A 22128-nucleotide genomic window follows, 5' to 3' on the forward strand; every position below is an offset into this window, starting at 1 on the left:
CTGAAATGCAAAAAACGAGTATTGAAATACAAACAAAAAAAGCCGCCCTACTCTAGCAGGAGCGACTTCTTTAGTTCTTTCGCATATGTGCGGCTGACAGGAATGATGGACCCGTCTGTCATATGAAGATTATACGTCGAATTAAACCACGGCTGTACTTCTTTCATATGAGATGTGTTGACAATATAGCTTCGATGGACCCTCATAAAGTAAGTCTCAGGCAGCTTCTTTTCAATCACCACAAGCGGTTCTGTTACCTCATACATGAGATCCTTTGTTTTCACGACCTTTTTTCCCTCACTGAGCCCTACATACATAATCTCTTCGACTTGCAGGATGACAATCGAGTCATCGACTGAGATGGCTAATTTTTGCTGGTGGGGAAGTTTCTCTTCTGATAGCTGGTGCTCTTGCGTCTCAACGGATTTCCACTTTTTAAACTTTTGGATGGTTTGCTGAAGCCGCTCTTCATCAAATGGCTTTGTTAAGTAATCAAGCGCACTCACCTCAAACGCCTTCAGCGCATATTGATCAAAGGCTGTAGCAAATACAATCGCTGGCGGATCAGACATCCGGTTAAGCCGTTTGGCAACATCAAATCCGTTCTCACCAGATAAGTCGATGTCTAAAAAGAGCAAATCAGGCTTATGGTCTACCATTCGGTCAAAAGCAGATTCTATATTTTCTGCTTCCTCTATTTGAACATCCTCTTTCGTTCTTCGTAATAAGTATTTTAATTCGTCTCTTGCTAAAACTTCATCATCTACGATTAATACCTTCATCAACGAGAATCATCCTTTTTTACATAGTCCATTGGAATGTGAAATGAGATGTCAGTGCCTTTGTCACTATGAATGGTTAAAGCGGCTTGTCTGCCAAAAATTCCTCTTAATCGCTGGTCTAAATTATAAAGGGCCGTACCCGTTCCTTCTAGTGATTCAACTGGCGCTTTTAATAGCTGAGCCATCTTGTCATCCTCGATCCCTTGTCCATTATCTGTCACTTTCATATATACACGACCATCTTTCATCAAAGCGGATACGATAACTTCACAATTCGTTTGATGTTTAGGAAAAGCATGTCTCACCGCATTTTCAACAAGGACTTGAAGCACAAAGGGCGGAATCATCACCTGCTCCAGCTCTTTTTCAATTTGAAAGGTCACATGGTACTTATTTGGAAACCTTGCTTGTTCAAGCGACAAATAAGCCTCTACATGCTGAATCTCTTTATGCATTGGAATCAGCAGCTGGCGGGCGCCTTGCAAGTTTGAACGAAAATAAATACTCAGCTGCAGTAGCAGCTTCCTTGCCATCTCCACATTGGTTCTGCATAAAACAGAGATTGTATTAATGGCGTTAAATAAAAAGTGCGGATTCACCTGTGCTTGAAGCGCTTTGATCTCTGCATCTTTTAGCAGACGGCTTTGGGTCTCTGCCTCCCCAAGCTCAAGCTGTGTGGAAAACAGCATCGCTAAACCTTCTGCAAGCTCCTCTTCCACCCTGCTTAATCCGACCGGCGAATTGAAATACATTTTTAACGTTCCGATCGTTTGACCGTTTGACGTGAGCGGGAGCACAATCGCCGCTTCGAGAGGGCAATGGGCGACTGAACAATTAATTTCGTCTTTCGAATGCGCCTTCATAATCTTCCCACTGATCAATACTTGCTTAGACAGCCCTGTAATCAGGCTTTTAGATGGAATATGATGATCCATTCCATCTCCGACATGCGCTAAAATCTTTTCTGTATCTGTTAAGGAGACGGCATCTGTTTCTGTTAATCGATGAATGATCTCCGCCACACTTTTACAGGACTGTTCATTTAATCCTTGCCGGAAAAAAGGAAGCGTTTGATCTGCGATAGAAAATACACGATGTGTCTGCATCGCCTTGGCCTGCTCTTCTTGTCGAATCACTGACTGCAAAATAGATAAAAAGATAAAGCTTCCGATCCCATTCACAAAGATCATCGGCAGCGCAATAATGCTCACAAGCCCCCAAGCATCAGCAAATGGCTTTGCAAACAGAAGAATAATGATCATCTGTAATGATTCCATCGCCACACCAAAAAGTGCTGCCTGGCGAGGTGTCACCATTCGATTCTTCCGCTTAAACCTGCTGCCGACATAGCCTGCAATCACACCGGCTAAAATCGAAGAAATCGCACAGCTGAGCGCCGTGCTCCCTCCTAGTGAATAGCGATGGATTCCAGCTAAAAGGCCTGCGCCAATGCCAACAAAAGGCCCTCCAATCAAGCCGCCCATTTCAATCCCCATGATTCTTGTATTGGCGATGGAGCTTGATGAGCCAAGATGATAAGAAAATTCATGATTCATGACAATCTGCTGCTGGATTTCGATTCCTGTGTAATTACTGATCATACTAAAAGAAGCAAAAACAAAGACAAGGATTGCCTTTTTCCGGAACCCTTGGTTGTGAAGCAACAGATTGCGAAAGCCCTTCACATGGGCAAGCACAAATCCTAAAATAACGATGATCCCCACACGCTCGATCATCATAATGATTAAATGAAGCAAACCGGCCACCTCAATTGATGTATGTGATATCTATTGTCTTTCTATTCTATCATGTGCGGTCAATGATCAAAGATCTCTCAAATCTTTTCTTTATTGCCCTCACCTTCTATTGTAAAATGAACATGAGCCTGTCACATGCAATTGAAGGTAACTACATACATAACAAGGGAGAAGATCATGAAAGCCGTATTTTTCGATTTAGATGATACTTTGCTTTGGGATGAAAAAAGCATTCACACAACTTTTCAGGAAACATGCCGGGAAGCAGAAAAGAAATATGGACTTGATCCAGAAGCGTTTGAACAGATTGTACGTGAAGAAGCAAGAAAGCTGTACTCTTCCTATGAAACATATGATTATACTGTCATGATCGGAATTAATCCTTTCGAAGGACTGTGGTCAAATTTTAGTGAACCGATTAGCGAAGGCTTTCAAAAGCTGAACGCCCTTGCACCAGAGTATCGCAAAAACGCTTGGACAAACGGCTTAAAAGAAGCGGGAATTGACGATGAGGCATTTGGACAATACTTGGCTGATTTCTTTGCAGCAGAACGCAGAAAACGCCCGTATGTCTATGAAGAAACGTATCCTGTTTTAGACCGCCTGAAAGGCAGCTACGAATTACTCCTTTTAACAAACGGTGACCCTAGTCTTCAAAAGGAAAAGCTTGCAGGTGTACCGGAGCTTGCGCCTTATTTTCATGAGATTGTGATTTCAGGAGATTACGGGAAAGGCAAGCCTGACCCTGGCATCTTTGAGCACTGCCTTCAGCTATTAAACTTAACAAAAGACGATGTCATCATGGTTGGAGATAATCCTAAAACAGATATTCTCGGGGCATCTCGCGTTGGCATCCAAACCGTTTGGATCAATCGCCATGGCAAGAAAAATGAAACAGATGTGACACCGGATTATGAAATCAAAGACTTACATGAATTGTTTGATATATTAAAGTAGAACCAAAAGAAAACACCCTTCTTCTGGGACTGGCCCCCGTTTTTGAGACAGAGATCAAAACACCTTTATACAGCCAATTGCCGATAGTTTATCGGTGATTGGTTTAGTTTCGTTTGAATACGAATGTTGTTATAATAATGAATGTATTCTTTGACAGTGCGTTCTACGATGGTCGTCGTCGTTCGATCAATGTTGGCACCGTGCTTCGTGATCCGCTGCACATTTTCCTGAAAGATTTGCCCCTCCTTCAAACGCTTCCAAAACATTTGATAGCTTGCGTGTTCTGCAATATGCGGAGGACAAAACTGTCTATGCTTTAGACCAACCATCTCTTCCTTAGAATACCTCATAGCTTTTGCAAAAATATCGTTCACCCATAGCACCTCACCTGTGACATCAAATTCAATCATGGCAAGTGAGTGCTCCAATGCACGAAGAACAGCTGATTACTCCAATACTTGTGATGATACAGTGTTTGTTGTTTGGATCATCGCTTTCATTCCCCCATTGTCTCTAACCAACAGTACATACTTACCCATACTTTTGCACTATCTAAACGTTTTATTCAAGCATCTGGATCACCAGTGGAAAATTTTTTCATAAGAAAAAAGCCAGCGATCTCAAGGAAAGAGATCACTGACCGCTTAAATAAAAGGATTATTTTTTCGCTTCTGCTACTGCATGTTTCACAAAAGCTTCAAGATCCATTGTTTCTGAATCTTGTTCACCATATTTTCTTACATTGACAGCGCCATTTTCTGCTTCTTGATCCCCAACGACAAGCATGTACGGAATCTTTTGCATTTGCGCTTCTCTAATTTTGTACCCAATTTTCTCATCACGGCTATCAAGCTCTACACGTAAGCCTTCAAGCTGCAAGCGTTCTTGCACTTTTTTCGCATAGTCTAGATGAACAGATGGTGAAACCGGGATGACTTGGAATTGTACAGGTGACAGCCATGTTGGAAGAGCTCCTTTGTATTCTTCAATTAAGAAGGCAACGAAGCGCTCCATTGTGGAGACGACCCCTCTATGAATAACGACTGGACGATGGTGCTTTCCATCTTCTCCGATATATGTGAGATCGAAGCGCTCTGGAAGTAAGAAATCAAGCTGTACAGTGGACAACGTCTCTTCTTTTCCAAGAGCTGTCTTCACTTGTACGTCAAGCTTCGGTCCATAAAATGCCGCTTCACCTTCTGCTTCATAGTAGTCATGACCAAGCTCGTCCATTGCATCCTTCAGCATCGACTGCGCTTTATTCCACATCGCATCATCGTCGAAATACTTCTCTGTATCCTCTGGATCACGGTAAGATAAGCGGAATGTGTAATCATTTAAGCCGAAATCTTGATACACTTCTTCAATTAAGCGAACTGTACGGATGAACTCGTCTTTGATTTGATCTGGACGCACAAAGATATGTGCATCGTTTAATGTCATGCCGCGAACACGCTGCAGACCAGATAGGGCGCCTGACATTTCATAGCGGTGCATTGTACCAAGCTCTGCAATACGAATTGGCAATTCACGATAGCTATGCGGTTCATTTTTGTAAATCATCATATGGTGCGGGCAGTTCATAGGACGAAGGACAAGATCTTCGTTATCCATTTCCATGACTGGGAACATATCTTCTTGATAATGCGCCCAGTGGCCTGATGTTTTATACAATTCGACATTCGCAAGAACTGGTGTGTACACATGTTCATAACCAAGACGCACTTCTTTATCGACAATGTAACGCTCAATCACGCGGCGGATCGTTGCGCCTTTTGGCAGCCAAAGCGGAAGACCTTGACCTACCTTTTGAGAATTCGCAAACAGTTTCAGCTCTTTTCCTAGTTTACGGTGATCGCGTTCTTTCGCTTCTTCGAGCAGACGTAAGTGCTCATTTAAATCTTCTTTGTTAAAGAAAGCTGTTCCATAAATACGCTGAAGCATTTGATTGTTACTGTCGCCTCTCCAGTATGCACCTGCAAGGCTAAGCAGCTTGAACTCTTTGATTTTCCCTGTAGACGGTAAGTGAATTCCGCGGCATAAGTCAAAGAATTCACCCTGCTCATAAATGGTGACAGCTTCGCCTTCTGGAATCGCCTCTAACAGCTCAAGCTTCAATTCATCACCAATCGCTTCAAAGCGTTTTTTCGCTTCTTCTCTTGATACTTCAATGCGCTCAATCGGCAGATTGCTATTAATGATTTTTTTCATTTCTTTTTCAATCTTTGGTAAGTCTTCAGGTGTGATGGCAACATCAATGTCCACATCGTAGTAGAACCCATTTTCGATCACAGGACCTACACCAAACTGGACATGATGCTCTTTTCCGTAAATACGTTTAATCGCCTGCGCTAGTAAATGCGCTGTGCTGTGGCGCATAATATCAAGTGCTTCATCACTTTTATCTGTGATGATCTCGATTGTTCCACTTTCTAAAAGCGGCGTACGCAGATCTATTTCTTTGCCGTTCAATTTACCGGCAAGCGCTTTTTTCTTTAGGCCCGGGCTAATTGATGCCGCGATGTCTTCTGTTGTGGCTGTTTTGTCAAACTCCTTGACTGCTCCATCTGGAAATGTAAGTTGAATTTGTTCTGACATCTCTGGTCACTCCTTTTTTTGGCAATATAAAAACCCCGCCCCCTGGAAAGGGACGAGGTTGAATAAACGGAATCGTGGTTCCACCCTTTTTCCCGTATTTGCAGCTTGCTTTTTCATAAGCAAATACGGCTTGTGGTTCGATAACGGGAATTCCCGTCAGCTATTACTAAACAAGTTCACAGCTGATGTTCAAAGGTGGTAAAGCAAATGGTCCTCTGCTAGGAAGCTTTCAGCCGTGGCTTCCCTCTCTATAAGCGGGTGTTCATTTGTTCATGTCCTTATCAATACGGTCTCTGTATGAAGTTACACCGTATTATAAAACGTTTTTTCGTGAAAATCAAGAAAGCTTTTCACTTTTCTTTACCAAATGATCATGAACAAATTGAACATTTTGTTCATCAAACGAATGAGGCGGGAACACCTCGACCCTTTCTTGAAAAATATTTTGAATGGTTTGCACCATCGAGTGACCTGTGTCATTTGTAAACAGGTTAATCTTTTGCGGAGCAATGGAAACAAGCGGTGCAATCAGCTGCGAATCAATATACATTGGATGTTCTCTTACAAACTGTCTGTCTATGTATTGTTTTTGATCACGCTCAGAAGCGTAGCGAAATTCCCAAATCACCAGTCGGTCCTGATGCACAACATGTACTTTTTCAAGCTTGGGCTTTCTTGCCATCACATAGTCTCGAAGTGATTGAATAAAGTTTTGATATTCTTGTTCCATTTTGTATTCTTCAATGGATACTTCAACATAATTCTTCAGCCTCCTGTCATACTCTGACAGCCTAAAGGTCATAAATGAACCAATTGAAAAGATACCTTGCTGTAAAGAGATCGTCTCAAGCTCCTTTTTTAACAGGGCTTCCCTTGATGGGTCCTGATGAATCCCGGGAATATCATCTATATCCCCTTTCATGATGCTATGGGCGATTGAAAGAATTTGGTGCTGCTCTTCGGGATCTTTAAATAAGTATGTGTTTTCAAGGATGCTGCGCATGCGCTCGTTTTCTTTGCATTCCAAAAAAAAGTGAACCAGTAATGGCCGCACGATGTGCTCAAGTGCTTCTTTTGATTCCTTCGCCTCTATGAGAAGCCGGTCTTTCCCTTGTTGAATTGACATGTGATGCCGACTGTCCAAGTGTTCAGCAAGATGTAAAAAAGCAGCGGTATCATATTCATCTTCAAAGATTATTTCAAGCATGTTTGTCCCCCCTAACGACATCTGTTACATATATATGGGGAGAACATAAAAAATAGACGCCTAAAATAAATCAGGCATCTTTCTTTTTAAAATGAATGGTACAGAGATAAAGATCAAATAAATCAAACAAACAATCGCTAAAGCGGCATAATTGCCGCTAACAAAGCTTGACCCGAGGACATTTAACGCAACCGTACCCGGTATTAAGCCTAAAAAGGTCGCTGCAGCAAACGCACGATATTGAGCATGTGAAGCTGCTGCCGCATAGCTGACAAAATCAAAATGAATAGGTGCAATACGCAATAACAAAATATACAGAAACCCATGCTCCTGAATACGGGACGTCACCGCTTTCAGCTTCCGGCTGCTTGCATTTGTTTCATTCTGCTTTGAACGGAAGGTTGAAGCAAGCCAAAAAGAGCCTGTTGCGCCAGCGGTAGCACCGACGAGGGCATAAACGGTCCCAAGTACACTGCCGAATGCCAAACCTGCTGCCAGCGAAAAGACCGTGAGAGGAACAAGAACAAACGGGCGAAAAAGTGATAAGAAAAGAAAAACAAAGGGAGCCAGCATCCCAAATTGAAGTATCCAATTCTTCACATCTTTCGGTGCCAGCTGAAGATGCTGTTTATTCAGCCACCATAGCGTAGCAACGAGAATGCCAATCACGAGAAAAAGCAGCCATTTTCTTTTGTTCATCTCATCCGCTCCTCCTTCATGTGATGTACGCTTTTATAAATGACGGCGATTTTCTCCTTCAAGTACGACTGGCTCTGCTAAATAGACAATCCGTTCCATTAAACGAGCTGCTTTGACCTCTTCTTTTTCTCCGCGCTGTGAGTACGTAAAATGATGCTTTAGTTCACTCGGTGAGAAATTAGAAGAGAAGAAAGTTGGCAGCTGTTCAGCCATACGATATTGTAAGATCGTTCCTAGCAGTTCATCTCGTACCCAGCTTGTCATCGACTCTGCCCCAATATCATCAAGCATTAAGATAGGTGTTGATTTGACCATATTCAGCTTCTCTTCCAGTGTATGATCGGCTAAAGAATTTTTTAACTCTCTCACAAATTCAGGCACGTATACAAGGAGAGATGGGTATTCTTTTTCCGCTAGCTGCTGCGCAATCGCTGCTAGAATAAACGTTTTGCCTACCCCAAATTTCCCGTGTAAATACAAGCCTTTCCCCTTACCAGTCTCATCATAGCTTTGCAGGAATTGACCTACTTTTTGGATGACCTCTTGTCTTCCTGTGACGTTCAGATCAGCGAACGTCGCTTGAAGAACATTCTGCGGAATGTACATGCTTTTCATGAGCTCTTGCTGTTTTTTCTGTCTATCGAGACGCAGCTTTACTGGACAAGGGGAATATTCAATATCAATACTCTGTCCTTTGATCACAAGCTTCGGATGATACCCATCTAAAATGGCATTTACGTTCTCTTCCTCTAAGCAGTAAGAGCAGCCTTTCGATTGCTGCACATATTCAAAGAGCCGATTCAAGCTGCGATTGATCATGTCTTCTTGTATCTCTTCTTGATGCTCCTTTAAAAAGGCTTTTACACCTTCATCAGCTAACACACTTTCTTTAATCTGATTGTATCTCACGCGAAAATCTACTCGTCCTTTTAGCTGTTCAAATGAACGACCGATCGGTTTCATCTCCATCTCACCTCACATTAATGTGCATTGTATTTTTTCATATTTTTAAACTGATCTAACAGTTTTTCTTTTTCTCGTTCAAGATCCTCTGTAGACAGACTGTCCGCTTGTTCTTTTGCCGGCTGTTCTTTCGTTTCAGTTTCTTTCATCCAGTCAGGCAGTTTCTCCTCGCGGACGACTTTTCCTGATCCATATGGGCTTCGCTGCTTTTTCTGCTGCGCCCACTCAGTCATTTGCCTGTTCTCTTCTTTTGCCATTTTCATGGCCGCCTCAACGGTTTTAATTTTCTTTCTCACCCAATGGGCAGCGATTTTTTGCATATACGTTTTGGACAGCTTCATATCTGTTTTCAGCAGTGTATAGTAGATTAGAACGTTCATGACACCTGGCTCTAGCTGCTGCTCGAGCATGATATCTTCGACAATTCTTAAGTCAGCATACGTTGGCTCAATGCCATCTGCCATATCTTTTAGAAGCTCCCTGGGCGAAATATGATCTAGCTTTTCAATCAATTTGGCATCAGGTGTATCTGCCGATGGCGGCTTTGAGGCATCGTGACGTAAATGTCTTGGCTGTTTTTGATCAATCAGTTTCGGCTGTTCGCCTCTGTATTCAATTTGATACCAGTCTCTTGCTGCTTTTCTTAGCTCTTCTGTTGAGATCATTTGATCCGAACCACAGGCGCCGGCTACAATATTTTGCATTTGCAGCGGGGTGATGCCGTATACAACAGCTAACTTCTTAATCGTCTCTTTCACCTGCCTTGTCAAAGCCTTTCTTGGAATCATCATGTCAGACATGCCCGCTAACAACAGATCAAAATCAAAGGATTCGTCTGAGAGCGGTGCCGGCTGACTGGATCCAACTGTCACATATTCATAGCCCTGATCAAGCGATGATGCCTGATTGATTTCTTCTGTCATCTTGCGTTCGCCTGGCTGCAATACGTGAAAGACTTCTTCAAACGAACGTGAAATGTTCTTCGCTTCTGCAGGAACACCTGGATAAGAAAAATAATCACGAAGCTGCATATATTTTGCTTTTTCTACACGATGGTACAAAAGGACATTCAGCATACCGTCTTGGAAAAACTCATCAGGCCTTAGCGGCGGCACGAGCTCATATGTAAACAGTCTGCCCTCTTCCGTTTCCTGTTCATATGTGCGGAGTAATCCGATCGCTTCAAGTTTTAAACGTTCCTCAAAAATATCATTTAAATTCGTTTGCAGCATGACCATGAGCTGCCGATGAGGTGCGGGCTTTCCCCACATACGATTTTGTTCCAGCTCTCCCCACAGCGTCATGTATAAGCTGAAAGCGGACATGCCAATTAGCGGCTGATATAAAAGAGTGATGAGCTGTCTATCGATGTCACCGAGCAATGAAGCGCTTTTGACGACATACGGATCGACGGCTAGCACTTCCTTCCAATGCTCTGTCATTTGCTGATCCTCCCCCTGAATACGATTGTTTCCATTGTACACTCTTTTTGCGTTTTACGCTTTACGCAGGAAAAAGAGCATGAAGAATCTTCAGCTCTTTTTTAGCGTTCTTTCTTTAATAAATCTTTTAATTCGTCAATAAATACATTGATGTCTTTAAACTGCCGGTAAACCGAAGCAAACCTGACGTAAGACACTTCATCAATTTTCGCCAGCTCGTCCATCACCATTTCACCAACAAGCTCACTTTTTACTTCTGACATGCCTTGATTACGCAATTCTTTTTCGATGTTAAAGCAAACATCTTCCAGCTGTTTTAAAGCGACAGGACGCTTTTCACACGCTTTGATGAGTCCTCTCAGCATCTTTTCCCGGCTGAATTCTTCTCGTATACCTTCTTTTTTCACTACAATAAGCGGTAATTCTTCTAATTTTTCAAACGTCGTAAAGCGATATTGGCAGCTTTCGCACTCTCTTCTACGACGAATGGATTTCCCTTCATCTACTGGTCTTGAATCAAGCACCCTTGTGCCAAGGTGCTGACATGTCGGACATTTCATTTCATCAGCTCCGATCTATTCTTGGAAGTTGTTTGTCTAGTTCTTCATAAAGGGACAAAACGGTCTTTTGACTGTAGCCAAAATCTGTTGGCAGGGCCGTTTCTGTTGTCACGTTAAAATCGACAGCTGTTTCAAAAGGACGAATTGAAATGACAGTCGCCACGAGAAAGGCTTTTTTCGGCATTCGTATGTTTGCGCTGATTTCACCTCGTTCTGCTGAAACAGATGTCACTTGATAGGAATCGTTTCGGGAAAGAAGGGCTTCCACCGCTTGAAAAACTTTTGCATTTGTCGATTTGTAGTAACGGCTTTTCAGCTCTGACACCGGATGATGGTCAGATGTTTCCGTATGGTTTGAAATCAATCGTTTGAACTTTTGTCCTAAAGTCATACACATATCCCCTTTACCTTTACGCCTCTTCTTTATTTTATAAAAAAAACCTTTGTTTTCCTAGAACAAAAGTATAGACAAGTTTGGGAATGTTGGATGTTGTATATGAAACAATATAAAAAGGAGCATAACACAAAGGCATTCAATGCTTTTGGCCAGCTCCCATTGCAATCTTTTTTATGTTTACAGTGCTTTGGCTTGTGCCTGTTTCACTTGTACAGGTCCCATGCCTCGAGGAATTTCGATGTTCTCTCTTGTTTCAGCACCTAGTTCATCTCCGATATGATCTGCTGCGATATTCGGATCTAGGTCGCCGCAAGTATAGACATCTATGCTCGCATAACCATGTTCAGGAAAGCTGTGAATTGTCAGATGAGATTCAGAAATAATGACAACTCCACTTACTCCTTGAGGTGCAAATTTGTGAAAAGCAACCTCTCTTACCTCAGCTCCTGATTTCAAAGCTGCATTTACAAACGTTTTTTCAATAAAATCCATGTCGTTCAGTTTATCACAGTCGCATCCCCATAGCTCGGAGATAACGTGACGTCCGATTGTTTCCATCATGGACCCCCCTTAAACAAGAATGAAAGAGTGAAGTTCTAAGCAGCCGGACCGGACATATACCACGGGGGAAAGTTAGTCCTAAGAGGTCCTAACCCTTTAAGTATACCCGAATGAGTCTGCGAACAAGAAGTTCACGAAAAATAGTATACTTTGTTTAGACCCATTTTGCAAGCTGTGTTTTTAGTGGGATTTTCTCTCATTTCTTGAAAAGGGACGTTCGTCTTCTTCATTTCAAACAGCAGACAGCTCTTTCATCTGTGAGCCAACATACTTGACAAGATCTACCACTCTGCATGAATAGCCCCATTCATTGTCATACCATGCAAGGACTTTCACTTTTCTATCTTCCATCACCATCGTTGTGAGTCCATCAACGACAGCTGAATAAGGATTTGTGTTAAAGTCTGTGGAGACAAGCGGTTCATCCGTGTAATCTAAAATGCCGGCAAGAGATGTTTTTGATGCATTTGAGAAGGCAGCATTTACCTCTTCTGCTGTCACATCTTTTTTCAAGTCGACCACAAGATCAACCATCGACACATTTGAGACTGGCACGCGAAGCGCAAGTCCATGTAATTTCCCTTTCATGTGCGGAAGCACTAAAGAAAGCGCTTTAGCGGCTCCCGTCGTTGTTGGAATGATGGACTGAGCACACGCTCTCGCCCGGCGCAGATCTTTATGCGGGTTGTCGATATTTTTTTGATCATTTGTATACGCATGAACCGTTGTCATTAAGCCGTTCTCGATGCCAAATTCATCATCTAACAGCTTGACAACTGGCGCTAAACAGTTTGTTGTACAAGACGCGTTTGAAATAATGACATGCTTTTCAGGATCAAGATCATCCTCATTCACACCCATCACAATCGTGATGTCTTCATTTTTACCTGGAGCTGTTAAAATGACTTTTTTCGCTCCGGCATCTATATGGCCCATCGCTTGATCTTTTGAATTAAATTTACCCGTTGCTTCTATGACGATATCAATCCCAAGCTCTCCCCATGGAAGCTGCTTTGGGTCTCTGTTATTGAGCAAAAGCACTCTTTTTCCATTCACAATCAAAGCGTCATCTTCTGCTGTCACATCGCATTCGTAACGTCCATGATTTGTGTCATATTTAATTAAATGTGCTAGCGTTTCGGCAGGATAGCTTGCGTTAACCGCTACAATTTGTATTTGATCATCAAGCATTGCTTTTCTGAAGACCATGCGTCCAATTCTGCCAAACCCATTGATCGCTGCTTTTACCTTCATGAACAGGTCACTCCTCTATTATGTGTTATACTCAATAATTTATTTATGAAATTAGTATATCACATTAGAATGTAATTGCCAGTATATAAACGTATATTTTATAAAAAGGGCTGTTCTTTTCAAAGGAAACAAGAAAAAAGCATAAAAAAAAGAAGAGTACGTGTATGTACTCTTACTTATCTGTATGTTCCCATTCGTTTAATATGTTCTGTAATTGTTTTCTCATAAAAGCAAGATCTTTTGTGTTTTCTATCACGCGGTCTGCTTTTTGACATTTCTCCTCAAGAGACTGCTGGGAATGGATACGATTCAGCGCTTCTTCCTCGCTAAGGGCGTTTCGATTCATGAGCCGCGATAGCTGCAATTCAGGCGTTGTATACACCACAATGATGCGGTCAACAAGGCTCTCCAGCTGACTCTCGAATAAAAGCGGGATATCAAGCACAACGAATGTTTCTTGCTGATTAATCCCTTCATCTCGCTGCTTGAGCATTTCCTTTCTGACTTCTGGATGAACGATGGCATTGAGCTGCTTTCTTTTCTCTTCATCAGAAAAAATGATCGCTCCTAGCTGCTGCCGGTTCAGCTCACCATTTGGCAGGAGGACATCCTCACCGAAGGTTTGAACGATTTGATGAAGGGCTGGTGTTCCTTTAGAAACAGCTTCTTTTGCAATGACATCTGCATCCACCACCCGGATGCCCAGCTCTTTTATCATCTGCGAGACTGTGCTTTTTCCACTAGCAATCCCGCCAGTTAATCCAATTACGAGCGTCAATTGATTTCCTCCTTTACAGCTTCCAAACCCCAATTAAAATAAGCAGCAGCCCTGGTAGGCATGCGAGCTTATCAATCCAGCGCCAATTTGCCAAATAATGTCCGGCACGCAGCCCGATACACACAAAGAGTGAGCTCATCACTGCTACCGTGATACTCATCACAATTGGAGAAAACCCTAGAATCGCTGCGCCAATCCCTGCACCAAATGCATCGATGGATAAAGCAATCCCAAGAAGCACTGCTTCCATTCCATTGATCGTCCCAGATCGGTCAATATCTGCACTTGTAGGCTTTCGCAAAATTTGGATGACAAGCCCAAGAGATTGCACTTCTACATTAAGCAACGTTTTTTCATGAAGGAGCAAGTCACGCTCTTTCGCTGGTTTGTAAAATTGATACAATACCCAAAGTCCAATGGCAATCAAAATACCTCCACCAAGTTTATCTGTCACTGAGACAGGGAGGAATGTCGTCAGCAGGCTGCCAATCAGCATGGAAATGAGCAGCACAATCCCTGAACAGCATGCAATAATGAAAATGGCTTTAAATGGAATCCTCATTTTACGAAGACCATACGTAAAGCCCACAGAAAAGCTGTCGATGCTGACTGCAATAGCTAAAAACAGGAGCGAAATCGAAATCATACCTGAACTCTTCCTTTCTGTTCATGCAACGATGATCAAGAGTCTCTAGGCGTCCTAGACTCTTCTTCACTATATGAAGAGCAGGTGGGCTGTGTGTCAGTCTACACCTTGCTGAAAAATGAATGTTTTTTATCGTATGCACAGCAAAAAGGAAGCATGCTGATGGCTGACCTTTATTGAGGACGTTTTTGGCAGGTCACACAAAAATGAGTGCCGCGCCCTCCAACAACCGTTTTCTCAATGATACTTCCGCATGTTTGGCAAGGCTCTCCCCGCCGGTCATATACAAGAAGCTGCAATTGAAATGTTCCAATATCGCCTTGTGAATTAATATATGAACGAATCGTGCTTCCTCCCGCATCTACCGCCACTTGAAGTGTGTCGATAATATGCTTGTGAAGCACTTTGCAGGATTCCAGACTTAGCTGATTTGCTTTTGTTTCTGGATGAATGCCTGATTTAAAAAGGACTTCATCCACATAAATATTACCAAGTCCCACGACAATCTTTTGATCAAGTAACGCCGTTTTGACCACGCGGGATGTTTTTTTCAATTGCTCCCATAAATGCTCCGGAGTGAACTGTTCAGAAAAAGGTTCATATCCCAGCTGTGAGAGCGGGAGTTCTTTTTCCTCTTCACCTGGCTGAAATAGATGCATTGTGCCAAATTTCCGCACATCATGGTACCGAAGCTCGGTACCATCTGTAAACGTAAAGACGACGTGTACGTGTTTATCATAAGGCTCAGCTGCTTCATGTACGTGGTATTTTCCTTCCATCCTTAAATGGGAGACCATCACGTAGTGGTCTAAATGAAAGAGTAAGAACTTCCCTCTTCTTTCAATGGTTTGTATGGTTTCTCCTACCATCCTTCTTGCGAACTCTTCCGGTTCCCCAGGACGTTTGATGATGTTTGGCCATTTGATATCGACCGTTTCAATCGTTTTTCCTTTGACTAACCGCTTGAGAGTGCGCCGGACGGTTTCAACTTCTGGTAATTCCGGCATGCTCCTCGCTCCTTTTCTCTCTCTATTTATTTTGCGTCATACCAAGATGGGCCTGAAGCAAAATCAACTTTTAGCGGCACATCAAGCTGAAGTGTGTTTTCCATGACTTCAGGGACAATTTTTTCTAGTATGGCGATTTCTTCTTTCGGCGCTTCGAAGATCAGTTCATCGTGCACCTGCAATAAAAGGTTTGCCTGCAAGTTCTCTTCTTTTAGCTTTCGCGCCATGTCAATCATTGCTTTTTTAATAATATCGGCAGCACTGCCTTGAATCGGTGTATTCATCGCCGTTCTTTCTGCAAAGCTTTTAATATTAAAATTACGGCTTGTGATATCCGGGATATATCTTCTGCGTTTTAGAAGCGTCGTGACATAGCCTTTTTGTTTTGCTTCTTGCACAATCTCTTCCATATATGTTTTCACGCCTTTAAAGCTTGTTAAATAGCGTTCAATAAATGCCGCTGCTTCTTTTCTTGTAATTCCAAGGTTTTGAGAAAGTCCATAGTCACTAATTCCATAAACGATTCCGAAGTTCACAGCCTTGGCCTGTCTTCTCATAGAGGAGGTTACTTCTTCTTCTGATATATGGAACACATCCATTGCTGTTTTTGTATGAATATCCATATCTTGCGTAAAGGCTTCGATCAAGTTCTCATCTTGAGAAATATGAGCGAGTACACGCAGCTCGATTTGTGAATAGTCAGCTGCAAACATGAGCCACCCTTCTTTTGATGGAACGAACGCTTGACGAATCTTCCGGCCTTCTTCTAAACGAATCGGGATATTTTGAAGGTTTGGATCCGTTGAGCTTAGTCTTCCTGTTTGCGTGAGCGCCTGATTAAATCTTGTATGAACTTTATGGGTATCCTTGCGCGTTACTTTCATTAAGCCTTCTACGTAGGTCGATTGCAGCTTTCCAATTTGGCGGTAATGCAGAATCGACCGAATAATTTCGTGCTTGTCTTCAAGCTTTTCAAGAACATCGGCAGACGTGGAATAGCCTGTTTTAGTCTTCTTGATCATCGGCAGACCTAATTTTTCAAATAAAATCACACCAAGCTGTTTAGGCGAATTGATGTTAAACGTTTCTCCCGCTAAACGGTGAATGGTTTCTTCATATTCCTTGAGCTTTTTCGTTAATTCTTCACGCATCTTCTCTAGGCGCTCAATATCCACCTTTACCCCAAGAGATTCCATTTCACCCAAGATGAGTGCAAGCGGCAGCTCTAAATCTTCATACAGTTCATGCTGATCATTTTTTTCTAACGCTTCAAGTGTTAGGTCATGCAGGGCAGAGATCGCCGCTGCTTTCCGTCCAAGATGATCTTTTAGCTCATCTTCAGGCGGAATCGCCTGCTTTGCACCTTTTCCGTACACTTTTTCATCAGAAAGAGCAATATTCAGACCATACTCCTTCGCCACACTTGCCACGTCCTCGTATGATTTCTGCGGGTTGACGACATATGAAGCGAGCAGGACATCGTAATCGACACCTTTTAGATCGACATCATGCCATCTGAGGGCGACAACTGCTCTTTTTGAATCAAAGACCCATTTTTTCTTTGTTTCATCCTGTGCCCATTGTTTAAACGCGTCAGATTCTAGTGCATTTTCTTTTGTCATAAAAAACGCACCGTTTTCATTATGGATTGCAAATCCGATCAAATCCGCTTCGTGATAATTATCTCCTAGCTGTTCTACCACAAGCGCAGCATGATCTGTCAGCATATCATCCATTACATCTGTCACCTTTTTCACTTCTAACGCTTCTACTTCGACCTGTTCACCAGTTTCTGGTGCTTCTCCAAGACGCTCTAGCAGCGTTTGAAAGCCTAGTTCTTTGTAAAGGGAAATCACTTGATCCATGTGAGGGCCTTCATAAGCGAGATCTTTGCTCGACACATCAAGTGGTGCTTCTACATGAATTGTCGCCAGCTTTTTACTCATCAAAGCTTGTTCTTTATGTTCTTCAAGCTTTTCTTTTAGCTTTTTGCCGCTGACCTCGTCAATATGTTTAAGCAAGTTTTCAACCGTTTCAAACTGCTTTAACAATTTAATCGCTGTTTTTTCGCCCACACTAGGCACCCCTGGGATATTATCTGAGGAATCTCCCATCAGCCCTTTCATATCGATGATTTGATCTGGGCGCAGGCCATATTTTTCTTCAATATGAGCCGGAGTGTAGTATTCTACTTCTGTGATGCCTTTTTTTGTAATAGCCACCGTCGTATGATCAGTTGAAAGCTGCGTTAAATCTTTATCTCCTGAGAAGATTTTGACTTCAAAGCCGTCTTTTTCTGCCTCCACAGCTAATGTACCGATAATATCATCTGCCTCATATTGAGGAAGCTCGTACCTTTTCACGTGATAGGCATCTAATAGTTCACGAATGAACGGCATTTGATCTGATAGCTCTGGCGGCGTTTTTTGTCTTCCACCTTTATATTCTTTAAATGTCTCGTGACGGAACGTTGTTTTTCCCGCATCAAAAGCGACGAGCATATGGGTCGGCTTCTCGTCCTCCAGCATCTTCATGAGGATCATCGCAAAGCCATAAATGGCATTTGTATGTACGCCTTTATCATTTGATAATAGCGGCAAAGCAAAAAAGGCTCGATAAGCGAGACTGTTTCCATCCACTAGCACTAATTTCTTTTTGTCTGTCATGTTTTTAATCCTCCATCGACTGAGCCATCTCAGCCGTCTCTTTCACACGTTGTATCTTTATTTTATCAAAGTTTATTTTGAAAAGAAAATAGACGAACCTGCATAAAAAAGGGACGAAAACAACAAGTGCTTTCGTCCTTCCAAAATTGGCTCCTTGGATGAAGGGGTTCCTATTCATCCTACCAATGATTGTTTAACAAAACATGAATTCATTGTAAAGATCATGTAAATTTTAACGCGACTTTCCTTTTTCTTTATTTCGATTTCAGGCTTACTGTAAAAGTCGTCCCTTTGCCTTGTTTGCTGTGGACGGAAATTGTCCCTTCATGTGCTTCGACAAGGTGTTTGACAATGGCAAGGCCAAGCCCTGTACCGCCTGAATTTCTGCTTCTATCTCTATCAATTCGATAAAATCTCTCGAATATTCTTGGAATCTCCCTTTTTTTCATACCGATTCCTGTATCTGCTACATCAAATTCATAGCCGTCTTTCCGTGGTCTTGCCGAGATCGTGACACTTCCCCCCTCCGGTGTATAGGTGAGCGCATTGTTCACGAGGTTGAGGAAGATTTGCTTTAATCTCAGCGGGTCAGCCATGACATAGACCGGTTCTTTCGGAACACGCACAAGCAATTGTACCCCTTTTTCTGAAGCTTTATGTTTCAATAAGACTTCAATCTCCTGGATAATTTCTGTCGCATTGGATTCTTGTATGTTCAACTTAAACTGCTGTTGTTCAATTTTAGACAGATCGAGTAAGTCTTGAATGAGTGTTTCTAAACGGACACTCTCTTTTAGGATGATCGAAAGGAATTCTGTCAGCGCTTCTTTGTCATCAATCGCTCCATCAAGAAGGGTTTCGGAAAACCCTTTAATCGATGTAATCGGTGTCTTTAATTCATGGGAGACGTTCGCGACAAAGTCTTTTCGCATCTGTTCTAGCTGCTTTGTTTCTGTCACATCATGAAACACAAGGACAATCCCTTTCCATTCATCGTCCGTACTTAAGATTGGGACGCCATCGACTTGGAAGTAGCGTCGTTCGATCTCAACGGCTAGACGTAAAAACTTCCGAACCTTGGTTTCTGTCATGAAAATTTCGTCAATTAGCTCAATAATCTCTTCATGTGTGAAAGCTTCATGGTACAGTTTGTGCATGTAAATATGCTTTTGCACCTTAAATTGTTTGCGGAAAGTTCGATTGACCAGGTTGATATAACCCATTTTATCAATCAAAATAATCCCCGCTCCAATGTTTTCAATGACCGTTTGTAGGCGGTCTCGCTGCATTTCACCAGCGCTTGTCATTTCTTGAAGGCTTTCTGCAAGGCGCTTCATCGATGTATTGAGCTCACTTGTTTCAATGATCAGCTCTTCATAGTTATTGGTATCATAGTTCCCGCGTTCAAGCTGTTTGGCTACCTTTGTCGCATAATCAATCGGTTTCACATACTTCATCGACATGCGGTAGCCAAAGAAGACGATGATTATGATAGCCGAACCAAGACAAAAGGCTAATGCAAGCCACAGCTGGCCGTCAATTTCATTTAAAGGCTGATATGAAGCATGAAGAAATAAATATCCCCCTGGTTCGTTTTGATTCATGATAGGGACTACATAATGAAATAGCGCATCCTTCTCATCATCAATGACCGCTCCTTTTGTTTGCAGGCGTTCATTTTTCAGCGTGTTTTGAATAATGGCTCTTTGTTCTGCTTGACCCGTTGTATGTATGATATTCCCCTTCAGGTCCACAATCGACGCATTCATATCGAGATGCTGCTTTGCCTGTTTGAGGATCTCCTTGTTTTGGTCCGCCTTCAGATCATCACCATTCATTGAAGAAAGGAGAAAGCTCGATTCCTTTTCCATTCGTTCCGTTAATTTTGTTTCATAGAAAACATGAAACATGTGATCCAGGAAAAGACCAAGTGCAACAAACACAATAAAAAGGAGAAAGATGAGCCCTGAAAACAGGCGGGTCCTAATTTTACTCATTTGGCTTAGGCTCCTCCAATTTGTAGCCTAAGCCGCGAATGGTTTTAATATATGCTGGTTTTTTTGTATTCTTTTCAATTTTGTCTCGCAAGTGGCTGATATGAACATCCACAATACGTGTGTCTCCTGCAAAGTCATAATTCCATACGGCACTTAATAATAGATCACGCGTGAGAACACGGCCTTTATGCTTGGCCAAATAAAGCAGCAGTTCAAATTCCTTTGGCGTAAGCTCTAAACGTTCTTCTTGGAAGTAGACTTCGTAATGTTCAGGTAAAATGCGGAGTTCACCAATTTTGATTTGGTCTGCAATGATCTCTTCCTTCTCCTCTTGCGTGGGGACAGGCTGAGATTGCTGCGCTCGTCTCAAAATGGCTTTTACCCGAGCACCAACTTCTCTAGGACTGAATGGCTTTGTCATGTAATCATCGGCTCCAAGTTCAAGGCCGAGCACCTTATCAAATTCATCGTCCTTTGCTGTCAGCATTAAAATAGGGAACATCATTTTTTGAATTCTCAGTTGTTTGCACACTTCAATGCCGTCCATCTTCGGAAGCATTAAATCTAATACAATGAGATCAGGCTGTTCACTTGCTGCTTTTTCAAGTGCTTCTTCCCCATCTCTTGCTGTGACGACATCATAGCCCGCCCTTTCAAGGTTATAGCTTAGAAGTGTTACAATCGATTCTTCATCATCCACAACTAATATTTTTTTATTCATGTTGTGCCTCCAATTAGTGATTTCCCCTGCATCCGGTTTTTTGTATCTTATGTGAAAAGCGAGAAGTCATGCTTTCTCTTTCATTTTAACGAAAGCTTAACAAGAGGACAATTTAAAATTTCGACAAGTTTTGTTTTGTAAACAAAAAGAAGGCCCCCTATTAAGAGAAGCCTTCTTTTTGATTCATATTAAGACAATACTTTCATGACGTTCTTAACAGATTCAACAGATTGATCAAGCTTACTTCTTTCTTCTTCTGTCAGCTCAAGCTCAATGATCTGCTCAAGGCCGTTTCCACCTACGATTGTTGGAACACCAAGGTAAATGCCTTCGTAGCCATATTCACCTTCAAGGTATGCAATCGTTGGGATGACGCGGCGCTGATCTTTTAGGATCGCCTCAACCATTTCAACTAGTGAAGCAGCAGGTGCATAATACGCACTACCGTTACCTAATAGGTTGACGATTTCACCGCCGCCTTTTCTTGTTCTTTCAACAATCGCATCAATTCGATCTTTTGGAATCAATGTTTCAAGCGGGATACCACCTGCATAAGAGTAACGAACAAGCGGAACCATGTCATCGCCATGTCCACCAAGTACAAAGCCCGTCACATCTTTGACAGATAGGTTTAATTCTTGAGCAACGAACGTACGGAAACGTGCTGTATCAAGAATGCCCGATTGTCCAATGACTTTTTCTTTTGGTAATCCTGATTCTTTATAAACTGCATATGTCATTGCATCAACAGGGTTTGTTAACACAACAATGATCGCTTCTGGAGAATATTTAACAATTTCGCGTGTCACACTGCGCATGATTTTTTCATTTGTTGACACGAGGTCGTCACGGCTCATTCCCGGCTTTCTTGCAATTCCTGCCGTAATGACCACTACATCAGAACCGGCTGTATCTTCGTAGTTAGATGTTCCTGTAATGTTTGCATCGAAGCCTTGAACAGGGCTTGCTTCCAGCATATCAAGTGCTTTCCCTTTTGTTGGGTTCTCAAGCTGAGGAATATCGACTAATACGACATCCGCTAATTCTTTTTGAGCCGTTAGAAATGCTGTAGTTGCTCCAGTAAAGCCTGCTCCGATGACAGATACTTTTTTACGCTTGTTTGCCATTTCTTTTTT

General features: G+C 42.3%; 20 protein-coding genes and 1 other annotated feature. Of the genes, 1 reads left to right on the forward strand and 19 read right to left on the reverse strand.

Annotated features, from left to right (window positions below; translation table 11 throughout):
• Positions 1–47 precede the first annotated feature (47 nt).
• Both NPA43_RS12720 and NPA43_RS12725 read right to left on the reverse strand, forming a co-directional pair.
• Positions 48–785 (reverse strand): LytR/AlgR family response regulator transcription factor, encoded by a 738-nt coding sequence (locus tag NPA43_RS12720; protein ID WP_249704968.1) that lies wholly within the window; start codon positions 783–785, stop codon positions 48–50.
• Entirely contained in the window at positions 782–2539 is a 1758-nt protein-coding gene (locus NPA43_RS12725) for a sensor histidine kinase (RefSeq protein WP_256498892.1), read from the reverse strand. Before NPA43_RS12725 ends, NPA43_RS12720 begins: the two co-directional genes overlap by 4 nt.
• A 177-nt stretch (positions 2540–2716) precedes the next feature.
• On the opposite strand from NPA43_RS12725, the gene NPA43_RS12730 reads away from it, so the two are divergent.
• Positions 2717–3496, forward strand: a complete 780-nt coding sequence (locus tag NPA43_RS12730; protein WP_099726914.1) for an HAD family hydrolase — start codon at positions 2717–2719, stop codon at positions 3494–3496.
• Between the two features lie 65 nt (positions 3497–3561).
• On the opposite strand, the gene NPA43_RS19265 is transcribed toward NPA43_RS12730, so the two are convergent.
• From NPA43_RS19265 to mdh, 17 genes are all read right to left on the reverse strand, one after another.
• Positions 3562–3906, reverse strand: a complete 345-nt coding sequence (locus tag NPA43_RS19265) for an IS3 family transposase (protein ID WP_371930212.1) — start codon at positions 3904–3906, stop codon at positions 3562–3564.
• Positions 3907–4153: 247 nt separating this feature from the next.
• Complete coding sequence (gene thrS, locus NPA43_RS12745; protein WP_256498894.1) at positions 4154–6094, reverse strand: threonine--tRNA ligase; 1941 nt, start codon at positions 6092–6094, stop codon at positions 4154–4156.
• A gap of 45 nt (positions 6095–6139) precedes the next feature.
• Positions 6140–6388 (reverse strand) — a binding site (T-box leader).
• A 43-nt stretch (positions 6389–6431) separates the two neighbouring features.
• On the reverse strand, positions 6432–7301 hold the full coding sequence (gene ytxC, locus NPA43_RS12750) for a putative sporulation protein YtxC (RefSeq protein WP_256498895.1): 870 nt from the start codon (positions 7299–7301) through the stop codon (positions 6432–6434).
• Positions 7302–7361: 60 nt separating this feature from the next.
• The gene (locus NPA43_RS12755; RefSeq protein ID WP_230031026.1) at positions 7362–8000 is read right to left on the reverse strand and encodes a TVP38/TMEM64 family protein; all 639 of its coding nucleotides are present in this window, start codon (positions 7998–8000) and stop codon (positions 7362–7364) included.
• Positions 8001–8033: 33 nt separating this feature from the next.
• On the reverse strand, positions 8034–8963 hold the full coding sequence (gene dnaI, locus NPA43_RS12760; protein ID WP_256498896.1) for a primosomal protein DnaI: 930 nt from the start codon (positions 8961–8963) through the stop codon (positions 8034–8036).
• A gap of 17 nt (positions 8964–8980) precedes the next feature.
• On the reverse strand, positions 8981–10405 hold the full coding sequence (locus tag NPA43_RS12765; RefSeq protein WP_256498897.1) for a replicative helicase loading/DNA remodeling protein DnaB: 1425 nt from the start codon (positions 10403–10405) through the stop codon (positions 8981–8983).
• Positions 10406–10506: 101 nt separating this feature from the next.
• Positions 10507–10965 (reverse strand): transcriptional regulator NrdR, encoded by a 459-nt coding sequence (gene nrdR / locus NPA43_RS12770; RefSeq protein WP_003216720.1) that lies wholly within the window; start codon positions 10963–10965, stop codon positions 10507–10509.
• Between the two features lie 4 nt (positions 10966–10969).
• The gene (locus tag NPA43_RS12775; protein WP_099726908.1) at positions 10970–11356 is read right to left on the reverse strand and encodes a cytosolic protein; all 387 of its coding nucleotides are present in this window, start codon (positions 11354–11356) and stop codon (positions 10970–10972) included.
• Positions 11357–11539: 183 nt separating this feature from the next.
• The gene (speD, locus tag NPA43_RS12780) at positions 11540–11920 is read right to left on the reverse strand and encodes an adenosylmethionine decarboxylase (protein WP_003216492.1); all 381 of its coding nucleotides are present in this window, start codon (positions 11918–11920) and stop codon (positions 11540–11542) included.
• A gap of 234 nt (positions 11921–12154) precedes the next feature.
• Positions 12155–13177 (reverse strand): glyceraldehyde-3-phosphate dehydrogenase, encoded by a 1023-nt coding sequence (locus tag NPA43_RS12785; protein ID WP_099726907.1) that lies wholly within the window; start codon positions 13175–13177, stop codon positions 12155–12157.
• A 172-nt stretch (positions 13178–13349) separates the two neighbouring features.
• Complete coding sequence (coaE, locus tag NPA43_RS12790) at positions 13350–13955, reverse strand: dephospho-CoA kinase (protein WP_099726906.1); 606 nt, start codon at positions 13953–13955, stop codon at positions 13350–13352.
• 13 nt (positions 13956–13968) lie between these two features.
• Positions 13969–14601 (reverse strand): sporulation membrane protein YtaF, encoded by a 633-nt coding sequence (gene ytaF / locus NPA43_RS12795; protein ID WP_256498898.1) that lies wholly within the window; start codon positions 14599–14601, stop codon positions 13969–13971.
• Between the two features lie 173 nt (positions 14602–14774).
• Positions 14775–15608: a DNA-formamidopyrimidine glycosylase gene (gene mutM / locus NPA43_RS12800; RefSeq protein WP_099726904.1), complete on the reverse strand. Its 834-nt coding sequence runs from the start codon at positions 15606–15608 to the stop codon at positions 14775–14777.
• Between the two features lie 26 nt (positions 15609–15634).
• Positions 15635–18274, reverse strand: coding sequence for a DNA polymerase I (gene polA, locus NPA43_RS12805; protein ID WP_256498900.1), 2640 nt, complete (start codon positions 18272–18274; stop codon positions 15635–15637).
• 254 nt (positions 18275–18528) lie between these two features.
• Positions 18529–20271, reverse strand: a complete 1743-nt coding sequence (gene pnpS, locus NPA43_RS12810) for a two-component system histidine kinase PnpS (RefSeq protein ID WP_249704964.1) — start codon at positions 20269–20271, stop codon at positions 18529–18531.
• Positions 20264–20992 carry a response regulator transcription factor gene (locus tag NPA43_RS12815; protein WP_249704963.1) on the reverse strand — a complete coding sequence of 243 codons (729 nt, stop codon included), beginning with the start codon at positions 20990–20992 and terminating at the stop codon, positions 20264–20266. Before NPA43_RS12815 ends, pnpS begins: the two co-directional genes overlap by 8 nt.
• A 188-nt stretch (positions 20993–21180) precedes the next feature.
• A complete protein-coding gene (gene mdh, locus NPA43_RS12820) occupies positions 21181–22119 on the reverse strand; it encodes a malate dehydrogenase (protein WP_099726900.1) in 939 nt (312 codons plus the stop codon).
• Positions 22120–22128 lie beyond the last annotated feature (9 nt).

Origin of the sequence: Bacillus pumilus (assembly GCF_024498355.1) — a bacterium.
Taxonomy (GTDB): Bacteria; Bacillota; Bacilli; order Bacillales; family Bacillaceae; genus Bacillus; species Bacillus pumilus_P.